This is a genomic window from Bifidobacterium sp. UTBIF-68 (assembly GCF_006408855.1).
GTDB classification, from domain to species: Bacteria; Actinomycetota; Actinomycetes; order Actinomycetales; family Bifidobacteriaceae; genus Bifidobacterium; species Bifidobacterium reuteri.
In genome coordinates this window covers 68461-89491 of the sequence record NZ_JFAN01000015.1, presented here as the reverse complement: position 1 = coordinate 89491, position 21031 = coordinate 68461, and the positions used below count along the sequence as shown (strand labels likewise).

General features: G+C 60.0%; 12 protein-coding genes and 2 pseudogenes. 10 read left to right on the top strand and 4 right to left on the bottom strand.

Annotation, left to right across the window (positions count from 1 at the left end):
* The first annotated feature begins 144 nt into the window (after positions 1-144).
* The 5 genes and pseudogenes from BW14_RS05345 to BW14_RS05325 form a co-directional block, all read left to right on the top strand.
* Positions 145-819, top strand: a complete 675-nt coding sequence (locus BW14_RS05345; RefSeq protein WP_140464559.1) for a TPM domain-containing protein — start codon at positions 145-147, stop codon at positions 817-819.
* Complete coding sequence (locus BW14_RS05340) at positions 812-1543, top strand: response regulator transcription factor (protein WP_044088661.1); 732 nt, start codon at positions 812-814, stop codon at positions 1541-1543. Before BW14_RS05345 ends, BW14_RS05340 begins: the two co-directional genes overlap by 8 nt.
* An 86-nt stretch (positions 1544-1629) precedes the next feature.
* The gene (locus BW14_RS05335) at positions 1630-3603 is read left to right on the top strand and encodes a HAMP domain-containing sensor histidine kinase (protein WP_181161698.1); all 1974 of its coding nucleotides are present in this window, start codon (positions 1630-1632) and stop codon (positions 3601-3603) included.
* Positions 3604-3693: 90 nt separating this feature from the next.
* The gene (locus tag BW14_RS05330) at positions 3694-4083 is read left to right on the top strand and encodes a cold shock domain-containing protein (RefSeq protein WP_044088660.1); all 390 of its coding nucleotides are present in this window, start codon (positions 3694-3696) and stop codon (positions 4081-4083) included.
* Positions 4084-4090: 7 nt separating this feature from the next.
* Positions 4091-4889: pseudogene (locus BW14_RS05325) on the top strand (DUF3027 domain-containing protein); the annotation flags it as partial.
* Positions 4890-5812: 923 nt separating this feature from the next.
* Here BW14_RS05325 and BW14_RS05320 read toward each other — a convergent pair.
* Positions 5813-6778, bottom strand: coding sequence for a universal stress protein (locus BW14_RS05320; protein ID WP_044088659.1), 966 nt, complete (start codon positions 6776-6778; stop codon positions 5813-5815).
* A 153-nt stretch (positions 6779-6931) separates the two neighbouring features.
* Here BW14_RS05320 and BW14_RS05315 point away from each other — a divergent pair, with 153 nt between their 5' ends.
* Entirely contained in the window at positions 6932-9568 is a 2637-nt protein-coding gene (locus BW14_RS05315; RefSeq protein WP_140462540.1) for an ATP-dependent Clp protease ATP-binding subunit, read from the top strand.
* A gap of 116 nt (positions 9569-9684) precedes the next feature.
* On the opposite strand, the gene BW14_RS05310 is transcribed toward BW14_RS05315, so the two are convergent.
* The gene (locus tag BW14_RS05310; protein WP_181162302.1) at positions 9685-11373 is read right to left on the bottom strand and encodes an acetolactate synthase large subunit; all 1689 of its coding nucleotides are present in this window, start codon (positions 11371-11373) and stop codon (positions 9685-9687) included.
* Positions 11374-11485: 112 nt separating this feature from the next.
* Between BW14_RS05310 and BW14_RS05305 the strand changes: the two genes are divergently transcribed.
* Positions 11486-13327, top strand: coding sequence for a bifunctional UDP-sugar hydrolase/5'-nucleotidase (locus tag BW14_RS05305; RefSeq protein ID WP_140462538.1), 1842 nt, complete (start codon positions 11486-11488; stop codon positions 13325-13327).
* A gap of 162 nt (positions 13328-13489) precedes the next feature.
* On the opposite strand, the gene BW14_RS05300 is transcribed toward BW14_RS05305, so the two are convergent.
* Positions 13490-14941, bottom strand: a complete 1452-nt coding sequence (locus tag BW14_RS05300) for a DUF349 domain-containing protein (RefSeq protein ID WP_044088656.1) — start codon at positions 14939-14941, stop codon at positions 13490-13492.
* Between the two features lie 99 nt (positions 14942-15040).
* Here BW14_RS05300 and hisS point away from each other — a divergent pair, with 99 nt between their 5' ends.
* Positions 15041-16432, top strand: a complete 1392-nt coding sequence (gene hisS, locus BW14_RS05295) for a histidine--tRNA ligase (RefSeq protein WP_044088734.1) — start codon at positions 15041-15043, stop codon at positions 16430-16432.
* A 43-nt stretch (positions 16433-16475) separates the two neighbouring features.
* Complete coding sequence (gene aspS, locus BW14_RS05290; RefSeq protein ID WP_140462536.1) at positions 16476-18275, top strand: aspartate--tRNA ligase; 1800 nt, start codon at positions 16476-16478, stop codon at positions 18273-18275.
* A gap of 412 nt (positions 18276-18687) precedes the next feature.
* On the opposite strand, the gene BW14_RS05285 is transcribed toward aspS, so the two are convergent.
* Positions 18688-19650 carry an endonuclease domain-containing protein gene (locus tag BW14_RS05285; RefSeq protein WP_181161700.1) on the bottom strand — a complete coding sequence of 321 codons (963 nt, stop codon included), beginning with the start codon at positions 19648-19650 and terminating at the stop codon, positions 18688-18690.
* 486 nt (positions 19651-20136) lie between these two features.
* Here BW14_RS05285 and BW14_RS12245 point away from each other — a divergent pair.
* A pseudogene (locus BW14_RS12245) lies at positions 20137-20706 on the top strand (ATP-binding cassette domain-containing protein).
* The last annotated feature ends 325 nt before the right edge of the window (positions 20707-21031 follow it).

Below are 21031 nucleotides of genomic sequence, written 5' to 3'. Positions count from 1 at the left end.
CTTATGGCAAATTCGAATTGGGCGGACGTTTTTATGACCAATGTGGTTCCAGCTTCGGCATCATGCAGTACGACTCAACGACGCAAGGCGGGGAATTGGCTTGTCTGTGCGGTTTTCGCGTGTATTGCACTGGTGCTTGCCTGCATGTCTCTGACCGTCAACGCGTATGGGGATAACTCGGACCCCAGTGCGAATGATTCGAACAGTTCGAACAGTGGCGTCACCATCACCGATAACATCACCGATACTGAGAACCTGCTTGGATCCCATGCCGCCGAAGTCACCGATGCCATTGCGCAGACCGAACAGGAAACCGGCGTGCATGTCCACTTGCTGTACCTGTCCAGCTTCAATAGCGAACAGACGCCGCAACAATGGGCCTCCAATGTATTGGAATCCACCAATCCCCAGCCCAACACCGTGCTGCTGGCGGTGGCCTCCAATGATGGCAATCTGGTCGTGGCGGTCTCTTCCAATTCCGACGAGTGGCTGAGAAACCAGGACACGGTCGACAAATTATCTGATGCCGCGCAGGCGCCTTTGATGAAAAGCACGCCTGATTGGCCCGGGGCGGCCACTGCCATGATGGACCAGATCGCGCAGGCCAAGAAGACCACCACATCACGCTCCACTGTGATGTTTGGCGTCGCGATCATGGTCGGTGTGCTGGTGGTGCTGGCCATCGTGGCCGTCGTGATGGTGAAACGTCGTCGGCGCAAGAGCGCTCATAAGAGCACTGAGAAGAAGCCCAGGAAAAAACTTCAAGCGAGTATTCAGGAAACACCCAGACGGGCGCGCCACTCTAGAAAGCATGAGTAAGCCTATTGAAGCATCGATTGTTGTCGTAGACGACGAACCGTCCATTCGTGAACTTCTGGTCGCCTCGTTGCATTTCGCCGGATTCGAGGTCAACACCGCGGCATCCGGTTCCGAAGCCATCGAAGTGATTGAGAAGGTGCAGCCGGACCTGATTGTTCTTGATGTCATGCTGCCTGACATTGATGGGTTCACGGTAACCCGCCGCATCAGGCAGGAAGGCATCGATGCGCCGGTATTGTTCCTGACCGCGCGCGACGACACCCAGGACAAGATCATGGGATTGACCGTAGGCGGCGACGATTACGTCACCAAGCCCTTCAGCCTTGAGGAAGTGGTGGCGCGCATCCGGGCCATCCTGCGCCGTACCCGGGAGCAGGTGGAAGACGATCCGATTATCCGCGTCGCCGATCTGGAAATCAACGAAGACTCCCATGATGTGACCCGTGCGGGTCAGCCCATCGATCTGAGCCCCACCGAATACAAGCTGTTGCGCTACCTGATGGATAACGAAGGCCGTGTGCTGTCCAAGGCCCAGATCCTGGACCATGTCTGGCAATACGACTGGGGAGGGGATGCCGCCATTGTGGAATCGTACATCTCCTATCTGCGCAAGAAAGTCGATGGCATCGAAGTCACCGATGACAATGGCGAAAAGCACAAGGTGACCCCGCTGATCGAAACCAAGCGTGGCATCGGTTACATGATTCGCGAGCCGAAGCATTAAGACGGCAGGTGTGCATGACCAGCCCTGAGAAGTCCCCGCAGCCAGTTTCTCCGGCATCGCCCGCAGTCTCCGGCACCAAGAGCTCCATGGCAAACACCTCGACAGACAGCAGTCCACGTGTGAATGTGCCGGGGCTCCAGTATCTCAAGGAACATCACGAGCGTAAGCGCAATTTTTTCCTGCGCCATCTTGACCGTGTCTCACTGAGCGGCAAACTTGTGGCCTGCACCATCGTGGTGCTGCTTGTGGGCGTCACAGTGATTTCCTTCTCGATTCGCACTCTGGTGGGCAACTACATGATGGAGAAGGTCGATACGCAGCTTCGTGTGCAAAGCCAGCTGGTGTTCAATAACATCGATCTTCTGGCCAAAGACGATAATTCGAATGGGTTGACCAGCCCCAATTCCTATTTCCTTCAGCTCCAATACACGGACGGCACCAAGGATGCAGACGGCAATCCGCTGACAGTGACGCCGCTGTTGCCACAGCTGAAGGATGGTCTGGTCTCCATACCGGTGCTTCCTTCGGACGGTGATACCTCGGGTATCACGCTCGGGCAGGTGTTCACCGCCCCCGCAGTCGCCAAGCAGATCGTTCAGGTGCAGAGTGACACCGCACAGTCTCCCGCACAGGGCGATGCCTCCGGAGGCGGCGGCACGGATGGCAGCGACTCCTCTCAATCCACCAGCCGCGTCACTACGGTGTTGACTGATCCACGCAACAATGTCAGCCATGCCACGCTTGCTTCGGCGAATTCCCCATGGCGCGTATTGCCGATGCAATGGACCGAACGAGACTCCAAAGGAGTCGAGAAGATACGCGGAGTGATGTATATCGGTCTTTCGCTGTCCGACCAGATCGATACGCTCAATACGCTGACTCGCTACTGCGTGGTCGTGGGCATCGCGGTACTGCTGTTGGGCGGCTCATTATCCACGCTGATCATTCAGCAGACAATGACTCCGCTCAAGCGTATGGAGAAAACAGCGGCGAAGATCGCCGCAGGCGATTTGAGCCAGCGTATCCCATCCGCTCCGGAGAACACCGAAGTGGGGTCGCTCGCCGCCTCGCTCAACACGATGCTCACCCGAATAGAGGTCAGCTTCCATGAGCAGGAAGAGACCACCGAGAAGATGAAGCGGTTCGTCTCCGACGCCAGCCATGAGCTGCGCACTCCGCTCGCAGCGATCCACGGATACGCGGAACTGTACAAAATGCAGCGTGACATGCCCGGTGCATTGGAGCGCGCCGACGAATCGATCGAACATATTGAACGTTCCAGCCAGCGTATGACCGTGCTGGTGGAGGATTTGCTGTCCTTGGCTCGGCTGGACGAAGGCCGTGGCATTGATGTGACGGGCAGCGTGAACCTGGCCTCTCTGGTCACGGATGCCGTGGATGACCTGCATGCGCTTGACCCGAACCGCACGGTCATGCGCAATCGTCTGGCGCTGGCTCCAGGTCGGGACATGAGCCATCCGGCATCGTTGCAGTTGGCGGATGGCGGCTGGGAAGCCGTAACCTTGTCCGGTGACGCGTCGCGCCTGCGCCAAGTGGTCACCAATATCGTGGGCAACATCCACCGGTATACCCCTGCCGATTCTCCGGCGGAAGTGGCGATTGGCACCATGCCCGCCGCCATCGACCCCCGGCAGCTGTCCCAGATGCCTACCACAGAGGCGTCGATGCGGCGCTTCATCGATGCCGCCGAAGTCGGCGCTTCGATGCAGACCGGATACCGGTATGCCGTGTTGCAGTTCGTGGACCATGGCCCCGGCGTTCCGCCTGAATCTCGGTCGAAGATTTTCGAGCGTTTCTACACCGCCGATCCTTCGCGGGCACGGCAGAAGGGCGGCACCGGATTGGGCATGGCCATCGCACAGTCCGTAGTCAAAGCGCATCATGGATTCATTTGCGCCACCGGTACGGAGGGAGGCGGCCTCACTTTTACCGTCATCCTGCCCATCGAACGGATGGCTTCCGCGCCGGCCGGACATCAGACGCAGACCAAGCCCGCCAAAACGAAGACCTCGTGGTTCTCAGGTGAGCGTAAAGCGTAAGACGACTCAGCCCGGTGGCACAGGTCAAGGCCTGTGAGGTACACTATACCTTCGGTTCATTACTCCCTAAGCACTAAGGAAGGTTTCGCAATGCCCACCGGTCGAGTTCGTTGGTTTGACGCAGCCAAGGGTTATGGCTTCATCACCAGTGAGGAAGGCAAGGACGTGTTCCTGCCGGCTCAGGCCCTGCCCTCTGGCGCCACTACGCTGCGCAAGGGTGCCAAGGTGGAGTATTCCGTGGTGGACGGACGTCGTGGCCCGCAGGCCATGGATGTACGCCTGATCGCATCGGCACCGAGCCTGGTGAAGGCCACCCGTCCCAAGCCGGATGACATGGCTGCCATTTGCGAGGACCTCATCAAGATGCTTGACTCCGCAGGCAACACACTGCGTCGACACCGCTACCCGTCTTCCGCCGAAAGCAAGAAGCTTGCTTCGTTGCTGCGTGCTGTGGCGGATCAATTTGATGTACAGGATTGATTGATCCATGACCGATACTGATGAGACCACGGTGACGCCCGATCCTCGCGCCATAGCGCAGGCCGTGCTGTTCGAGGTTGCGGACGAACCTGAACAGGTAGGCGAGTTCGTCACCGCCAACGAGATGGAGGACTACGTCACCGATTTCCGTTTTGCTGCCCATATCCGCGGTTACGAGGGATGGCAGTGGTCGGTGACGTTGTATCACGACCCGGAACTCGGCTCGTGGACGGTCAACGAATCCTCACTGATTCCTACTGAGGACGCGCTGCTGCCGCCGAAGTGGATTCCGTGGAAGGACCGTCTGGAGCCCACCGATCTTTCACCGACCGACTCCATTGGCACAGATCCCGACGATGAACGCATCGAAACCGGTGAAATCGAGGAATCCTCACTCGAGGATGTCAATGATGCCGCTGAGACCTTTCGGCTCACGCGGCGTCATGTGCTGAGCCCGCTGGGGCGTGCACAGGCGGCCAAGCGTTGGTATGACGGACCTCGAGGTCCCAAGGCATTGAGCACCAAGACCGCGGACGGCAATTTATGCTCGGATTGCGGGTTCTTTGTGCCGCTGACGGGCGAGCTGAACCGCATGTTCGGCGTCTGCGCCAACAAGTGGAGCCCGGATGACGGTCGTGTGGTCTCGCTCGATCATGGCTGTGGCGAGCATTCCGAAATCGAACCCCCTGAGCCGAGTCGCATCTGGGTGCAGTCCAAGCCTGCTTTGGATGACCTGCATATCGATATCGTGGCGCATGCCAAGACGCGCAGGCAGTCGCCTATCTTGGATGATGATGAGGCTGAGGCTGGATTTGAGGCTGAGGCTGGCGGGCCTGAAGCTGTCAAGGTTGCCGAGGTTTCCGAAGCGACGGACGAGACGACGACCGTATCTGAGGTGGGAGAGGCCTCCGATACCACTGCGGATGCTATTGATGCCGTTGATGCCGGACACGCCGGCACGCAGCCGACTGACGTGTCTGGCGCGCCAGAAGGGACGGCATTGTCGGAAGGCGGCCTGGACGGCAGTGATTCGAGCCATGTTGAGGACGTCGTTGCCGACTCGACCGATATCACCGAGAACGATGCGACAATCTCGGTGACGGATGCCTCCGATGCGGTGGCTGGATACCGTGATGCGGATCCCGGCTCGCTGTCCGACGAAACGTCGGCTGAATCGGATCCCGATGACGGGGAAGACGGCACCATTCGTGATGATGACGACGAGTCCGAACCGGACGACGACGCTCTTGATCATGCGGATTCCGTTGGCGTCGATATCGACGATGACGATATCGATGACGAGGATGACGATGAGGATGACGAGGCCACCGAAGAGGACATCCTTGCCAACACCACCGTGGATGACGGCGATGATGACGGCGACATGGATGATGATTTGGTTGACGATGATTCCGCCGTATCGGAAGATGTGTCGCCGGAACTGGAAACCGTCATCGATCTGATCGAGCAGCTTCGTCAGAGCAGGACCGAGGAAGTCGTCGACACCGATGATACGGACATCGACTCCCCGGATGGTGCTGATGACGCTTCGCACAACGAGCAATAGACGCAGAATACTACGTGGGGAATGCCTGGCTTCATTGTAGGGAGAGTTCCGCCAGAAATACCTTGGGGTGCTGTGTGTGGGGAGAATCCATGGGGTGCTGTGGAAGGGGGAAAAGAATCCGTAGGACGCTTCGCGACGGGAGCGCCCCACGGAACGATTATCTCAGTGCACGACGGTCACCGTGCATTCGGCGAAGTTGACGATCTGACGGGACACCGAGCCGAGGAAGTGCGCATCCAGACCGGACAGGCCTCGCGACCCGACCACCAGATGACTTGCATACCGGGAAGCGGCGATCAGTCCCTTGGACGCCGGGATATGGAAAGCGTCGAAGGCGACTTTCACGCCTTCGGGAACGGATACCTTGGCCATCAGATCCGAGAGTATCGCTTCGGCGCGCTGCTGTCCGACCTCCACCGGCGCAACGGCGTTCTCATAACCCGGGATTACCCCGAGGTCGCGTAACTGCCAACAGAACATCACGTTCAGCGGCTTGTCATGGATGCGGGCCTGTTCCAACGCGAAATCAAAGGCGTGCCGAGAGGTCTCTGAGCCATCGACGCCAACCACCACCGGCCGGCCGGCCGGCTTGGCTTCAGGCGCGGGATTCACGTAATGCACCGTCGTGTCACTTGGGGTGAGCGCATTGGCGATGGCGTCGGTCACGGTCTCCTCTTCGCTGCCGCTGATACGCACCACGGTCACTGGAACCTGCGCTTCTTCGGCCAAGGAGGCGGATAGCGAACCGAGGAACCAACGCGCCACGCGCCCCAGTGAACGCCGCCCCACGACGATCTGCTGGGCGTTATGCCCGATCTGCAACAGGGCAGCGGTGCCCGAAGCCTTGACGGAAGTGAGTTTGAGGTTCGCGGGATCGAAGTCAATGCCTTTGGCGGCTCGATCCACCCAGTCGCGCAGTTCATTCGCTATGTCATGTCGGATGGTGGCCCAAGCCTCGTCGCTATCGGGCTCCGACCCCATGTCCCAGGAATGGGTCCAGCCGAATACCGCATTGACGTTCTGACCGGTCAGCGCGGCCTCTTCAAGGGCCCATTTCAATGCCGCGAACGATTCGTCGGAACCATCAACACCAACTACAATGTCAGCCTTGGCGTTCAGTTCAGTCATCACAACCTCCTATGCATCAGTATGGATGGCGAATCCGATACGTCCAGCATATCGTTTTCTTTCCCGCTTACGGCGCAATTCACGGAATGATGTGAATAAACGTCACCGCGAATCGGTAGAGTAAGACGGAATGTCAATTGAGGAAGGACAAGCATGTTCGAACGGTTTACCGACCGTGCACGGCGCGTGATCGTGTTGGCGCAGGAAGAGGCCAGGTCTCTCCAGCACAACTACATCGGCACCGAACACCTGCTGCTCGGCCTGATCCGCGAAGGCGAGGGAGTCGCCGCCAAGGCGCTTGCCTCGAAGGGTGTGGAGCTGGACGCCACCCGCAAACAGGTCGAAGAGATGATCGGCAAGGGCAACGCTGCTCCGAACGGGCACATCCCCTTTACTCCGCACGCCAAGCAGGTGCTGGAGTTCTCGCTTCGCGAGGCCCTGCAGCTGGGGCACAGCTATATCGGCACCGAGCATATTCTGCTCGGTCTGATCCGTGAAGGCGAAGGCGTGGGCACCCAGGTGCTGATCAAGATGGGTGTCGATCTGGGTGAGCTGCGCAGCGCGACCATCGATATGATTCGCGGCAATTCGGGCAACGGGTCGAGCGACGGCAAGGGTGATCTCGCCAATGCCGGCGGTGTGGCAGACAAGCAGAACAAGTCGGGCTCCGCGATTCTCGACCAGTTCGGCCGCAACCTTACGCAGGAAGCCGCAGAAGGCAAGTTGGATCCGGTCATCGGGCGTACCAATGAGATTGAGCGCGTCATGGTGGTGCTCTCCCGTCGCACCAAGAACAACCCGGTGCTGATTGGCGAACCGGGTGTGGGCAAGACTGCCGTTGTGGAAGGCCTCGCCCAGAAGATCAACGCCGGTGATGTGCCGGAGACGCTCAAGGGCAAGCAGGTCTACTCGCTCGATCTTGGTTCCATGGTTGCCGGTTCCCGTTACCGTGGTGATTTCGAGGAGCGTCTGAAGAAGGTCCTGAAGGAGATCAAGACCCGCGGCGACATCGTGCTATTCATCGACGAGATCCATACCATTGTCGGTGCAGGCTCCGCTGATGGTGCGCTGGGCGCCTCCGATATGCTCAAGCCGATGCTGGCTCGAGGCGAGCTGCAGACCATCGGCGCCACCACTACGGACGAATACCGTAAGTACATCGAGAAGGATGCGGCTCTGGAACGTCGTTTCCAGCCGATTCAAGTGCATGAGCCGACGATCGCCGAGACCATCGAGATTCTCAAGGGTCTTCGGTCCCGCTACGAGAACCACCATCATGTGACCATCACGGATGGGGCGCTCCAGTCTGCGGCCGAGCTTTCGGCGCGTTACATTCAGGACCGTCACCTGCCGGACAAGGCCATCGATCTGATCGATGAGGCTGGCGCGCGTCTGCGCATCAAGCGTCTGACGGCACCGCCCGAGCTCAAGGAGCTGGACACGAAGATCGCCAAGGTGGCTGCCGAAAAGGATGAGGCCATCAAGGGACAGGACTTCGAGAAGGCCGCCGAGCTGCGCGACCAGCAGGAGAAGCTGGAGTCCGATCGTAAAGCCAAGGAAGACTCTTGGCGCGAAGGCGAGTCCGACGTCAAGATGGTCGTGGATGAGGACGTGATTGCCGAGGTGATCAGTTCCACCACGGGTATCCCGGTGTTCAAGCTCACGCAGGCCGAGTCCAAGAAGCTGCTCAACATGGAGGCCGAGCTCCACAAGCGCATCATCGGTCAGGATGAAGCGGTGTCCGCACTGTCCCGTTCCATCCGCCGTACGCGCGTGGGCCTCAAGGATCCGAAGCGTCCGGCCGGTTCGTTCATCTTCGCCGGTCCGACCGGTGTGGGCAAAACCGAGCTGGCCAAGGCTCTCGCCGAATTCCTGTTCGACGATGAGGACGCCCTGATCCGTGTGGATATGTCCGAGTTCTCCGAAAAGTACGCGGCCTCGCGTCTGTTCGGCGCGCCCCCGGGATACGTGGGCTACGAAGAGGGTGGCGAGCTCACCGAGAAGGTGCGCCGCAAGCCGTTCTCCGTGGTGCTCTTCGACGAGATCGAGAAGGCTCACCCGGACATCTTCAACACGCTGCTGCAGGTGCTGGATGACGGTCACCTGACCGATGGCCAGGGTCGCAAGGTGGACTTCAAGAACACCATCATCATCCTCACCACGAACCTCGGTACGCGTGACATCGCGAAGATGGCGAACACCGGCTTCAACCTCGGTTCCAACACCGAGTCGAGCTACCAACGCATGAAGGAGCAGGTGAGCGCCGAACTCAAGCAGCAGTTCCGCCCTGAGTTCCTGAACCGTCTGGACGACATCATCGTCTTCAAGCAGCTTACAGAGCCGCAGGTGCGTCAGATCGTGGACCTCGATGTCAAGCAGCTCAACGACCGCCTGTTCGATCGTCACATGTCGCTTGAACTGACCGATGCCGCCAAGGATCTGCTCGCTCAGAAGGGCTTCGACCCGTTGCTGGGTGCCCGTCCGTTGCGTCGAGTGATTCAGCGTGACATCGAGGATGCCATCTCCGAGAAGATCCTCATGGGTGATTTGCAGGATGGCCAGCGCGTTGTGGTCGATTCCGAAGGCGAGGGCATCCTTGGAGAGTTCACCTTCAAGGGCGAACAGTTCGAGGAGCCGGTCGCTGCGGATGGCGCGAATGACTCGGCCGACGATGCCGCTCCGGCTGACGCTTCGGCTGATAATGGTTCCGGCGATGCAGGCGACAAGCCTGCGCTGGTGGATGCCGCCGCCGATTCCGGTGACAACTCCGGTCAGCAGTCCGCTGAGTAGGTCCGCTGAGCGATAGTCATCGATAGTCAGCAACAGCCAGCAACAGCCTGACGGCTCATAAGACAGAACGAGCCCCGATTCCATGATGGGACCGGGGCTCGTTCATATTCAGCCGTTCAGCCGCTGAAATCTACCTCGCCGAGCTTGTCGATGAGCTTCATGTTCTCGGAATAATCGACGGGACAGGCGATGATGTCGATGCCCGATCCCGAACGGAGCGCGGACCGGAGAGTCGGATACAGTTCATCTGCCGATTCGATGAAGTGACCCTTCGCACCGAAGCTCATGCCGAGTGCCACCACGTCCGGATTGTTGAAGTCCACGTATTCGTGCGAGCCGTCGTGCAGGTCCATCTTCCATTTGATGAGGCCATACGCTTCATCCACCCATACCAGAATCACGATTCGGGCACCCACGCGCACTGCCGTTTCGATTTCCTGGACATTCATCATGAATGAGCCGTCTCCCATCACCGCCAGCACCGGGCGTCCGGGATGCTCCAGCGAGGCGGCCACTGCACCGGGCAGCGTCCAAGCCATGGTGGAGAGGGAATTGTCAATCACGCACGTGTTCGAATAATAGGTGGGGTAGAGGCGCGCCATCCACATTTTCAGCGCGCCCGTATCCACTAATGTGATGTCCGTATCCGTCTCCATCGCGCGTCGCGTGTCCGCCACAATGCGCTGCGGTTTCATCGGGAACGAATCATCGTGCGTGTACGCCTCGTATTCATGGGTCAGCAGCTCGTGGATTTTCGGATGCGAGACGCCGAACGTAATATGCTCGGCGTTGAGCTGGGCGATCAGCGATTGCAACGTGGCATTGATGTCGCCCATGATATTGAGCGCAGTCGAGTAATGCGCATCGGTGTCCTCGCTGAACGTATTGATGTGGATGATGGTCTTGTCGTCGTTCGGATTGATCTTCTTCGGGTCGAACTGCTGGATCGAGAAGCCCACCGCGATGATGAGATCGGCCTCGTCGAACGCGAAGTTCTCGTAATCGTGGCGCATGAAGCCCACCACGCCGAGCGCGAGTGGGATACGGTCGGAGATCACGCCCTTGCCTTCGAACGTGGTGGCCACCGGCACGTTGAGCTGCTCGGCCAATGCCAGCAGCTCGTTCTCTGCATCACCGCGGGCCACGCCGTTGCCCGCCAGGATGATGGGATGCCTTGCTGCGCGGATGATGTTCACTGCGCGTTCGATGGTGTCCGAGGTGGGGGCGAAACGCATACGTTCCGGCAGCGGAAAAGGGCGAGCCCCTGCCGGTGCCGGCATTTCGGCCACATCCTCGGGCAGGATGAGGCACGTGGCACCCGGACGGTTGCGTTGTGTGATCGCGAAGGCCTTACGCACCATCTCCGGTACGGATGCAGGCTCCACGATCATCGATGTCCACTGGGTCAGTGGGCGGAACACGGAGACCAGATCGATGATCTGATGCGATTCCTTGTACAGACGGGTCACGTTGCCTTGTGCGCAAATGGCTACAAGCGGCGTATTGGCGCTGTTCGCCTGTGCGACCGGCAGTGTCAGGTTCAATGCGCCCGGACCGAGCGTGGCCAGGCACACGCCTGGTTTGCCGGTCAGACGGCCTTGTGTCGCGGCCATGAACCCGGCACCCTGTTCATGACGGGTCAGGATGAAGCGGATACGGCCGTCGCGCGCAAGGGCTTCCATCAGCGGGATGTTCTCCTCGCCGGGGATGCCGTACATGGTCTCGACGCCCTCGTTGACCAGACATTCGACGAAGAGATCGGCTACGGTACGGATGTGATTGGGATGCTGATTGGGAGTGCTCACATCTGGGAGTCTAACAGCCTGCCAAAACGACAATCAAAATTCACCTGTCCGTTGATTCCGGGCGTTCGCCCGTTCAATCGGGAAACATATATTGTCGACCGTGAAGGTAGGTATGAATCGCCGACAGAGGTGGATCGGCGGAAAAAGGTGGCTTGGCGTCAGCCTTATCGCAGTAATTGCCAGCATCGCTACGGCTTTCGTGGTTCCCAACGCAATGGCGGGAGCCTCGGGAGCCGTTCCTTTTTCCGGCGACGATCCTGCTGCCGGCACACGCACGGTTACCGTCGCGGATATTACCGACTTCCATGGCCATATCGAACGAGGTGCCGACGTAGCCACTGCTTTCACGCTGGCGAATGGGCACAATGCGGGCAATATGGTTGCAGTGTCAGCGGGTGATCTGGTGGGTGGTTCGCCATACGAATCAGCCGTGGCCAAAGATCGCCCCACTCTGGACATGGCTCGCGAATGGGGGCTGACGATTTCCGCCGTGGGCAATCATGAATTCGACCGTTCGGTAGCCGATTTCAACAATCGCATCGCGGATCCCGCCAATGGCATCGACTGGCTGTGCGCCAACGTTTCGGCAGCCAACAAAGCGGCGGATGGCAAGCTCAGCAGAGTCAAGGATTACACGATTCGCACGGTCAACGGCAAGCGTATCGGGTTCGTGGGGGCGCTCACCGATGCGCTCGGCTCGGTCGCGACACCGCAGATCACCCGTGACGCCGATTTGAGCGAGCGGGCCGTGGACGCCATCAACCGTGTTGCCGGTGATTTGAAGCGTTCCGGCAAAGTGGATGCCGTGGTGGCGTTGCTGCATGCGGATGCTTCCGCCGCCAAAGAGATTGGCCGCGATGTCGATCTGGTGTATGCCGGCCACTCCCATGCCGTCAAGCAGATGATCACCGATGGCGGGGCACCAGTGTATGAAGCCGGAAGCTATGGTCAGGACATGGCCGTGCAGGATCTCATCATCACGGGGCATGGCAGTCGTGCCACGGTTCGTGTGGCCGACGTGGATCTCGGCAATGGAACCGGCCAGACCAATGTGCAAGGCGTACTCGCCATAGATGGCCTGAATGGTCATTCGGTGCGACAGGCGGCGTGGATGTCGGCAGGCGCGGACGCCAACGGCATGGTGGCCCGTGCGGAGCGCACCTATGCCGCCGCGCAGGCTCATGCGGATACCGTCGGCGAAGAGACCGTGGGGTCTCTTGCCAAGGGCAAGAATTTCGACAAAAGGACGTCGCCGGGACGTGAGGGTTCCGTGGGCATGCTGGTGGCGGACGCCAATAGAGCGTCCATCATGAGGCATGTCTATGCTGGCAACAGACTGCCGGTGGTCGGTTTCTCCAATGACGGCAGCCTTCGCACGGATCGGCTCGACCTGAATAGGGACGGTTCGGTGACGGTGCGAGAGGTGGACAGTCTTCTGGCGCTGCAATTCAAAGCCGCCCATGAGACGCTGACCGGCCGTATGCTCAAAGCGGTGCTTGCCCAACAGTTCGGCAGCAAAGACGGGCGGATAGAACGCCGGCCGCTGGGCATTTCCTCCAATGTGGCATATCACTATGTGGTATGCGGTGAGGAGAACGGTGCACAGCCTGCGGTCTGTGAACAGGACACGGACTCGTCTAAGGACTCCGGTGCAGGTTCGGAAGCTGACGGGACACAGCATGACGATGCCGTGTCAAAGGCCGAGGAAGCGTTTGAGAAAGCCCCGGTTCGCATCGTGGACCTGACGATCGACGGTACTTCGATTTCAGATGATGATCTGGTGATCATCGCATCCAACTCATATCTCCTGCAAGGCGGAGACTCCTTCTCAGCATTCCGCGCAGGCAGCAACTACGGCGAACTCGACATGCCATACAGCCAGCCGCTTATCGAGTATCTTGCCGCTCATCCTCTGGTACGGCCAGAAGTCCCTGTGACAGGTACCCAGGCCTGAGCGCAAGCCGTCTGCTTTCGGCTCTCCGGTGGTCTGCCTTGCGACGATTGCCAGAGTATCGGCCCCTATGACGAGTGAAGCCCGGCACTTACTTACGTACCGGGCTTCACTCATACCAGCAGGGTCTTGACGCGGATATGCAGTCAAGACCCTGCTGCAATCTTACTTGATGGCGTTCAGCCACTGCTCCTTGGTGGCCTTCTCGGCTTCGAGCTTGGCCTTCTTCTTCTCATCCGTTTCAGCGGCGATCTTGGCGTCGAGCTCTGCAAGCTGGGCGTTCAGTTGCTCCTCGAAGCTGGACTTTCGCGCATCGGCCTCAGGATCGGACTGCTTCCACGCGGCGTCCTCGACGGACTTGATCTGCTTGTCCACGGCATCCAGACGGTTCTCGATGCGGCGCATGTCCTCACGAGGCACGTAGCCGATCTGATCCCATTCCTCTTGGATCTTGGCGAGTTCCTGACGGGCCTTCTTGGCTTCGTCGTCGGTCTTCACCGGCACCAAGGCCTCGGCCTTGACCAGCAGCTCCTCCTTCTTGGCCAGATTCTCCTTCTCCGCGGTGTTCATCTGGTCGCGGTCGGCCTGGCGGGCGTTGAAGAAGGTGTCAGCGGCCTCGCGGAACTTGGTCCACAGCTCATCGTCCTCGGTGCGGCCGGCACGACCGGCCTTCTTCCAGCGGTCCATCAGATCGTTGAACTTGCGGGAGGTCTCTCCCCATGCAGTGGAATCCTTGAGCTCGTTGGCCTCGGCGATGATCGCTTCCTTGACCTCTTTTGCATGGTTGCGTTCGTTGTCGCGAGCCTGAGCCCACTTGCGACGGGCCTGGTTGAAGGTGGTGCGGGCGGCGGAGAAGCGCTTCCACAGCGCTTCGGCCTCGGGCTTGTCGATTCGGGTGGTGGTGCGCTGGTGGTTCTGCCATTCGTCGAACAGGGTACGGAACTTATCGGCGGTGGAACGCCAGTTGGTGTTGTCACCCAAGGATGCGGCCAGCGCTTCGGCCTTCTCCACAATGGCGGTACGCTCGGCAACGGCCTTGGCGATGGCGGCTTTGCGGGCTTCGGCCAATTCGGTCTTCTTGGCCTCACCGGCGGCCTTCAGTTCCTCGAACTGCGCCTTCAGCGCGGCGATATCGCCTACGACCGCGGGCTCGTTCGTCTCCTCGCCCAGCAGCTTGAGCGATTCGTCGATTTCACGGGCCTTGATGTTGGCGGAAGACAGACGGCCGGCGAACAGGTCAAGCTTGGCCTTGAGATCCAGGAAGCGACGGGCGTACAGCGCCAGAGCCTCTTCCTTGGAAACGTCAGGGAACTGGCCGACTTCACGTTCGCCCTCGCCTTCCTTGACGAATACGGCACCATTGTCGTCCACGCGTCCGAATGCCTCGGAGGCCTTGACATCTGCGTCAGTGTAGGCGGTGGAGGTGGTGGTCGGAGCTGCGGTGTGCTGCTTGGCCGGCGTCTTCTTGGCGAAGGCGGCGGGGGAGGGGGCATGCGGCTTCGGCATTGAGGCAGGGGTCGGAGTCGGTTTGGCCTCGCTGACCGCGGGTGCGGGTGTCGTTGCCTGCTCTTCGGTTGCAGCGGTGTTTTCGGTTTCGGTGACAGTCTCGTCGGCCATGGCCAGCTCCTTACAAGCGTAGTGTGAGTGGGTGGAAGCGCCTCGGATGCCGACAATTGGCATGGCGTTGACGCAACCCTCACCTATTATATTGATTTCGTGGCTAAAGGTGCATCAATATCAGGATTCCCGGAGTGGCTCCCCTCCGAACGTGTTGTGGAGCAGCGTGTCATCGATACGCTTCGTAAGGTTTTTGAGCTCAATGGCTTTATCGGCATTGAGACCAGAGCGGTGGAAACTGGCGCTTCCCTGCTGAAAAAAGGCGAGACCAGCAAAGAGATTTACCTGCTGAGCCGTCTGCAGGAGGTCGGTCATGAATCCGACACTCCGATTGAGGATCGTCTCGGACTGCACTTTGATCTGACCGTTCCGCTGAGCCGGTATGTGGTGGAGCATTCCGGCGATCTGGCCTTCCCGTTCAAGCGCTGGCAGATTCAGAAGGTCTGGCGCGGCGAGCGCCCCCAGGAAGGCCGCTTCCGCGAGTTCGTCCAGGCGGATATCGATGTGATCGGTGCCGGCGAGCTGCCCGACCATTATGAAGTGGAACTGCCGCTGGTCATGGTCTCTGCGCTGGAGGAACTCCGTGCGTTCGGCCTGCCGAAGGCCACGGTGCACGCCAACAACCGCAAGCTGTCCGAAGGTTTCTACTGCGGACTGGGGCTGACGGACATCGAGGGCGTGCTGCGTGAGATCGACAAGCTTGACAAGATCGGTGCCGATGAAGTGACCAAACTGTTGGTCGAAACCTGTGGTGCCACTGAAGCGCAGGCCCGGGCATGCCTTGAACTCGCAGACCTGACCGCCGCCGACGGCGCCGAGCTGGCCGCCAAGTTCGATGAGCTGTGCGAGGCGCACGGCATCGCCAAGGATTCCGAGGCATACACGCTGGCCCGCCAGGGACTCGATACGCTGGCGATGATCGTGGATGAGGCCGCCGCCATCCGTCCGGGGTCGGTGATCGCGGACCTGAAGATCGCCCGTGGCCTTGATTACTACACCGGTTCCGTGTACGAGACCTTCCTCGACGGCGCTGCATCCCTAGGCTCCATTTGCTCCGGTGGCCGCTATGACAACCTCGCCTCTCAGGGCAACCGCAAGTATCCGGGCGTGGGCCTGTCCATCGGCCTGAGCCGACTGGTGAGCTACATGCTGCATACCGCCGGTGCGCACGCCAATCGCGTCTCCCCGGCTGCAGTGCTTGTGGCGGTCTGGAACGAGGAGGATCGCCCGGCTGCGAACCGCATCGCCGCCCAGCTGCGTGCCCGTGGCATCGCCACCGACGTGGCTCCCACCGCGGCAAAGCTCGGCAAGCAGATTAAGTATGCGGACAAGCTCGGCATCCCGTACGTGTGGTTCCCGGCCAGCGCCACCGAAGGCGAGGAATCCACCGGTGACGAGGTCAAGAACATCGTCACCGGCGAGCAGACCGCCGCCGATTGCACGTCGTGGGAGCCGGATACTGTGGTTGCCCAGCAAACCGTCGAAATCTGACGTATTCGAATCATATTCGAGTCAAATCGAGGAGAAGCATATAATGAGCCAGACGGCTTACAGAACACATCATGCCACCGACGTGACCGAGGCCCTGGTCGGCCAGAAGGTCACTCTCGCCGGTTGGGTCGATCGTCGCCGCGACCACGGCGGCGTGGCTTTCATCGATCTTCGCGACAACACCGGTCTGGTGCAGGTCGTCATCTACGACGAGGAAATGGCCCGCCCGCTGCGCAGCGAATTCGTCATCCAGGTCACCGGCGAAGTGCGACTGCGCCCGGACGGCAACGAGAACACCCATCTGGCCACCGGCAAGATCGAGGTCGTGGCCGAGAACATCGACATCCTCGCCAAGGCGGACGCCCTGCCGTTCCAGGTGTCCACCGCGCTCGAGAACGAGTCCGAGAACAAGCTCCCGGGCGAGGACGTGCGTCTGAAGTACCGCTACCTCGACCTGCGTCGCCCGTCCATGCAGTACAACCTGAAGCTGCGTTCCGACATGGCCAAGGCCGCCCGCCACGCCCTCGAGGACATGGACTTCACCGAGGTCGAGACCCCGACCTTCATCAAGTCCACGCCGGAAGGCGCACGCGACTTCCTGGTGCCGGCCCGTCTGGTGCCTGGCTCCTGGTACGCCCTGCCGCAGTCCCCGCAGCTGTTGAAGCAGCTCCTCATGGTCTCCGGTGTCGAGCGCTACTACCAGCTCGCCCGCTGCTACCGTGATGAGGACTTCCGCGCCGACCGTCAGCCCGAGTTCACCCAGCTCGACATGGAGATGAGCTTCGTGGACCAGGAGGATGTGATGGCCATGGCCGAGAAGGTCATCGCCGCCATCTGGAAGGTCGCCGGCTACGACGTTCAGTTGCCGCTGCCGCGCATCTCTTGGCAGGAGGCCATGGACAAGTACGGTTCCGACAAGCCGGATCTGCGCTTCGGCAACCCGCTCGTCGAGCTCACCGACTACTTCAAGAACACACCGTTCCGCGTGTTCCAGGCCCCGTACGTGGGTGCCGTCGTATTCAAGGGCGGTGCCGCCACGCCGCGTCGTCAGTTCGACGCATGGCAGGAGTGGGCCAAGCAGCGTGGCGCCAAGGGCCTTGCGTACGTGGTCTTCGCCGAAGACGGCGAGCTCAAGGGACCTGTCGCCAAGAACCTGTCCGATGAGGAGCGCAACGGCCTGCGCGAGGCCGTCGGCGCCGAGCCGGGCGATGCCGTGTTCTTCGCCGCCGGTTCCCGCGAGTCCTCTCAGCTGCTGCTCGGCGCCGTGCGCGTGGAGCTCGCCCGCCGCGAAGGCCTGCTCGACCCGAAGAAGTTCGCCTTCACCTGGGTTGTGGACTTCCCGCTGTTCAAGCCCACCGACGATCCGGACGACGACGATGTGGCCGTGGGCCACTCCAAGTGGACCTCCATGCACCACCCGTTCACCATGCCGAGCAAGGACTGGATCGACAAGTTCGACAAGGACCCCGAGCACGCCATGTCCGACTCCTACGACATCGTCTGCAACGGTGAGGAGATGGGCGGCGGTTCCGTGCGTATCCACCGCGACGACATTCAGGACCGCGTGCTCAACGTGCTGGGCATCGGCAAGGAAGAGGCCGAGGAGAAGTTCGGCTTCCTGCTCGAGGCCTTCAAGTACGGCGCTCCGCCTCACGCGGGCATCGCCCTCGGTTGGGACCGTACCGTGTCCATCCTTGCCGGCACCGACACCATCCGCGACGTCATCGCCTTCCCGAAGGCCGGCGGTGGCCGTGATCCGCTGACCGGTGCCCCGGCTCCGATCTCGGACGAGCAGCGCGCAGAGACTGGCGTCGACTACGACCCCGACGAAGACGAAAACTAAGTGATAGAGTGTCCTCGTCGTTGCTCCTCAGTCGACGTACCTTCGTACGCCTTCCTTCGGTGCGCCTAGAGGACACACGCATCACTTCATTTTCTACGAAAACTAAGTGATGGAGCGTTAGCTGCGTTGCTTCGTGGTTGTAGTACTGCGGTGTTACGACTGTAACGGGGTGAGAGACGCGCAAGCCGCTTGAACGTATAAGGTGCCCGCATGGCTTTGGCCGTGCGGGCACTTCGCATATAAGCCGGGCGTCCCGTGTCGGCGCCCACCGTGTAGGGATTGCTCCACCGTGTAGGGAATTTCCCATGGTGTAGGGAATTTCCCACATTGTAGGGATGAAAAACGGCTAATTTCCGCCATTGTGTAAAAACGCATCCCTACATCATGGGGAAATCCCTACACGGTGGGGCTGTTACGGGCGGGAATGTGCGCCGTTTTGTCTGCGTATGCGCCTCTGGTGCTCACCTTTTCGTGCATTGACCGCAATCGTTGGGTCGGCCAGCGCTCGGAATGGGCGTTGTGGCCTGCCGGTGAGCGGAGCCTGCAGCGCGTTGGCGACATGTTGCGCGAATTCGCGCTGATTTGGCTCGTTCCACAGATCATCAGCGAACACCTCGATAACTGTCCATCCCATGGCCCGCAATTCGCGGCGCTTGCGCTGATCCCGCACGTACTGGCTGCGGAAGCGACGGTGGTGATCGCCGTCGTATTCGATGCACACCTTGCTCGCTGGGTATGCCATGTCGACGATGTACTGGGTATGCCCGTTCGGGCTGGTGATGACATAATGCATCTCTGGTTCAGGAAGGCCGAATCGCAGCAATGTGAGTCTGGCGCGCGTCTCTTGTACGGAATCGGAGGTTTTGAGAAGCCGTACAGCTTCCTCGCAACGAGCGCGTCCTATGATCCGATGAAAAGCGGAAAGTCGATTCCGGAACTGGTCGATGGAATAACTGAACCGCCTGATAATCGCTTCCCCGAGTATCACCAGCTCGTCAAGGTTCAAGTATTGTGCATACTGGATCCATGTATCCAACGGATGCACGCATGCTAGTCCGTTCGTCAACGTGCATATGGCGAACGGTTGGTTCCACGTTCGATACGAGACGTTGTGCAGCGTGGAGCGGTGTTTGCCGTCCCGAGTGGTGATGTAGAAGTCACTCGCCGGCAGTGTGCAGCGCCGGGGACGTTCGATGGCGTAGAGCTCCAGCGCCGTATGCAGCGAGAAGCAGATGGTTCGGTCCGTGCGTATGCGCGAAAGCAGTGTTTGACAGGCCGCCGATTTCGCGGCGGACTGGGCGGAGAGGTCCTGACGCACGTAGTTCTGGATTTCACCGGACTGCGTCGTCTCGCGGTAGTTGTATGCGGTACTCATGCCGGGCATGATAACCGATTCGCGAGCGGCATCGGCATGAAAACGGGTAATGTGGATAACTCAACGTGCATGGTTCGCTTCTGCGATGCGAATAACGAACATGCGTACGAAGAGCACGATGCAGTTGTCGCTCATGACTTCGTTCATGTCACAAGTCGGTTATATCGTGAACGTGCATAGTTGGAGGTCTTCCCCATATGCCAAGGAGACCGGCGAAAGGAATCGGTCGACGTTGCGTCTGTGAATGATGACGGCAAGAAGCGGAACCCACGCGCTGAAGCGTGCCGCCGCGTGTCATCATTCGAGGGATTGCGTCACTGGGTCGTATCGGCTGCATCATGGGGCAACATCGGCGCATGAGTCAGCATCGATGAACCGCATACAGTCAGCGGGTCTGTTGTCGTTTCCCATCGGTTCCATGCCGTCATCACCGGGCGCGAGTCCGGCCTGACCATCGCGGCACGCCATGAATGAAAAGGCGTGACTATGCAATCAACCATGCTTACGGTGCCCGATGCCACCTTCACCTATCCCCACGCGCCAGAACCTCTGTTCCAACACGTCTGCACGACGTTCCCGCTGGGCTGGGCGGCCGTATTCGGCGACAACGGCATCGGCAAATCCACGCTGATGTCGATCATGCGAGGCGAACTATGCCCGGATTCGGGAACCGTGACGCCCAATCCCCGGCGGTTGGTCATCGGGTATTGCCCGCAGGATATCGCCGTTCGACCGGCGAACCTCAAGGATTTCGCGGCCGACTGGTCGCCCGAGGCCATCGTCGTGCGTGACGATCTGCAATTGGGTGATGACTGACCGTATGCGTTTGTGAGACTGTCAGGCGGGGAACGCAAACGTGTGCAGATCGCCTGTACGTTGGCGTTGCGACCCGATGCGCTGATCCTCGACGAAGCGACGAACCATCTCGATTTGTCGTCCAAGAAGACGTTGGCCAGCATGCTGGCGGGGTATCCCGGTGTGCTGGTCGTGGTGTCCCACGACGAATGGTTCCTGCCCCTCGCCGGTTTCGGGGCGTCGGAGGGGTCCGCGGTGTAGGGGCGGCTCTTGAGGATTGCCCTACCGTGTAGGGATTGCCTCACCGTGTAGGGAACTTCCCATCATGTAGGGAACTTCCCACCATGTAGGGGTGCAAAACGGCTTATTTTCGCCATTTTCCAAAAACGCATCCCTACATCATGGGGAAATCCCTACACGGTGGGCCAATCCCTACACCGTGGAGCGAAGTGCGGGTGGGGTGGCATGCAGGCGACGTCACGATGTGGAGGGTGCTATTGCCGTCGCGACACGGATGACGTGGGACATCACTGTGCGGGCACTTCGCGTATATGCCGGGAGTTCCGTGCCGGTGTCTACCGTATAG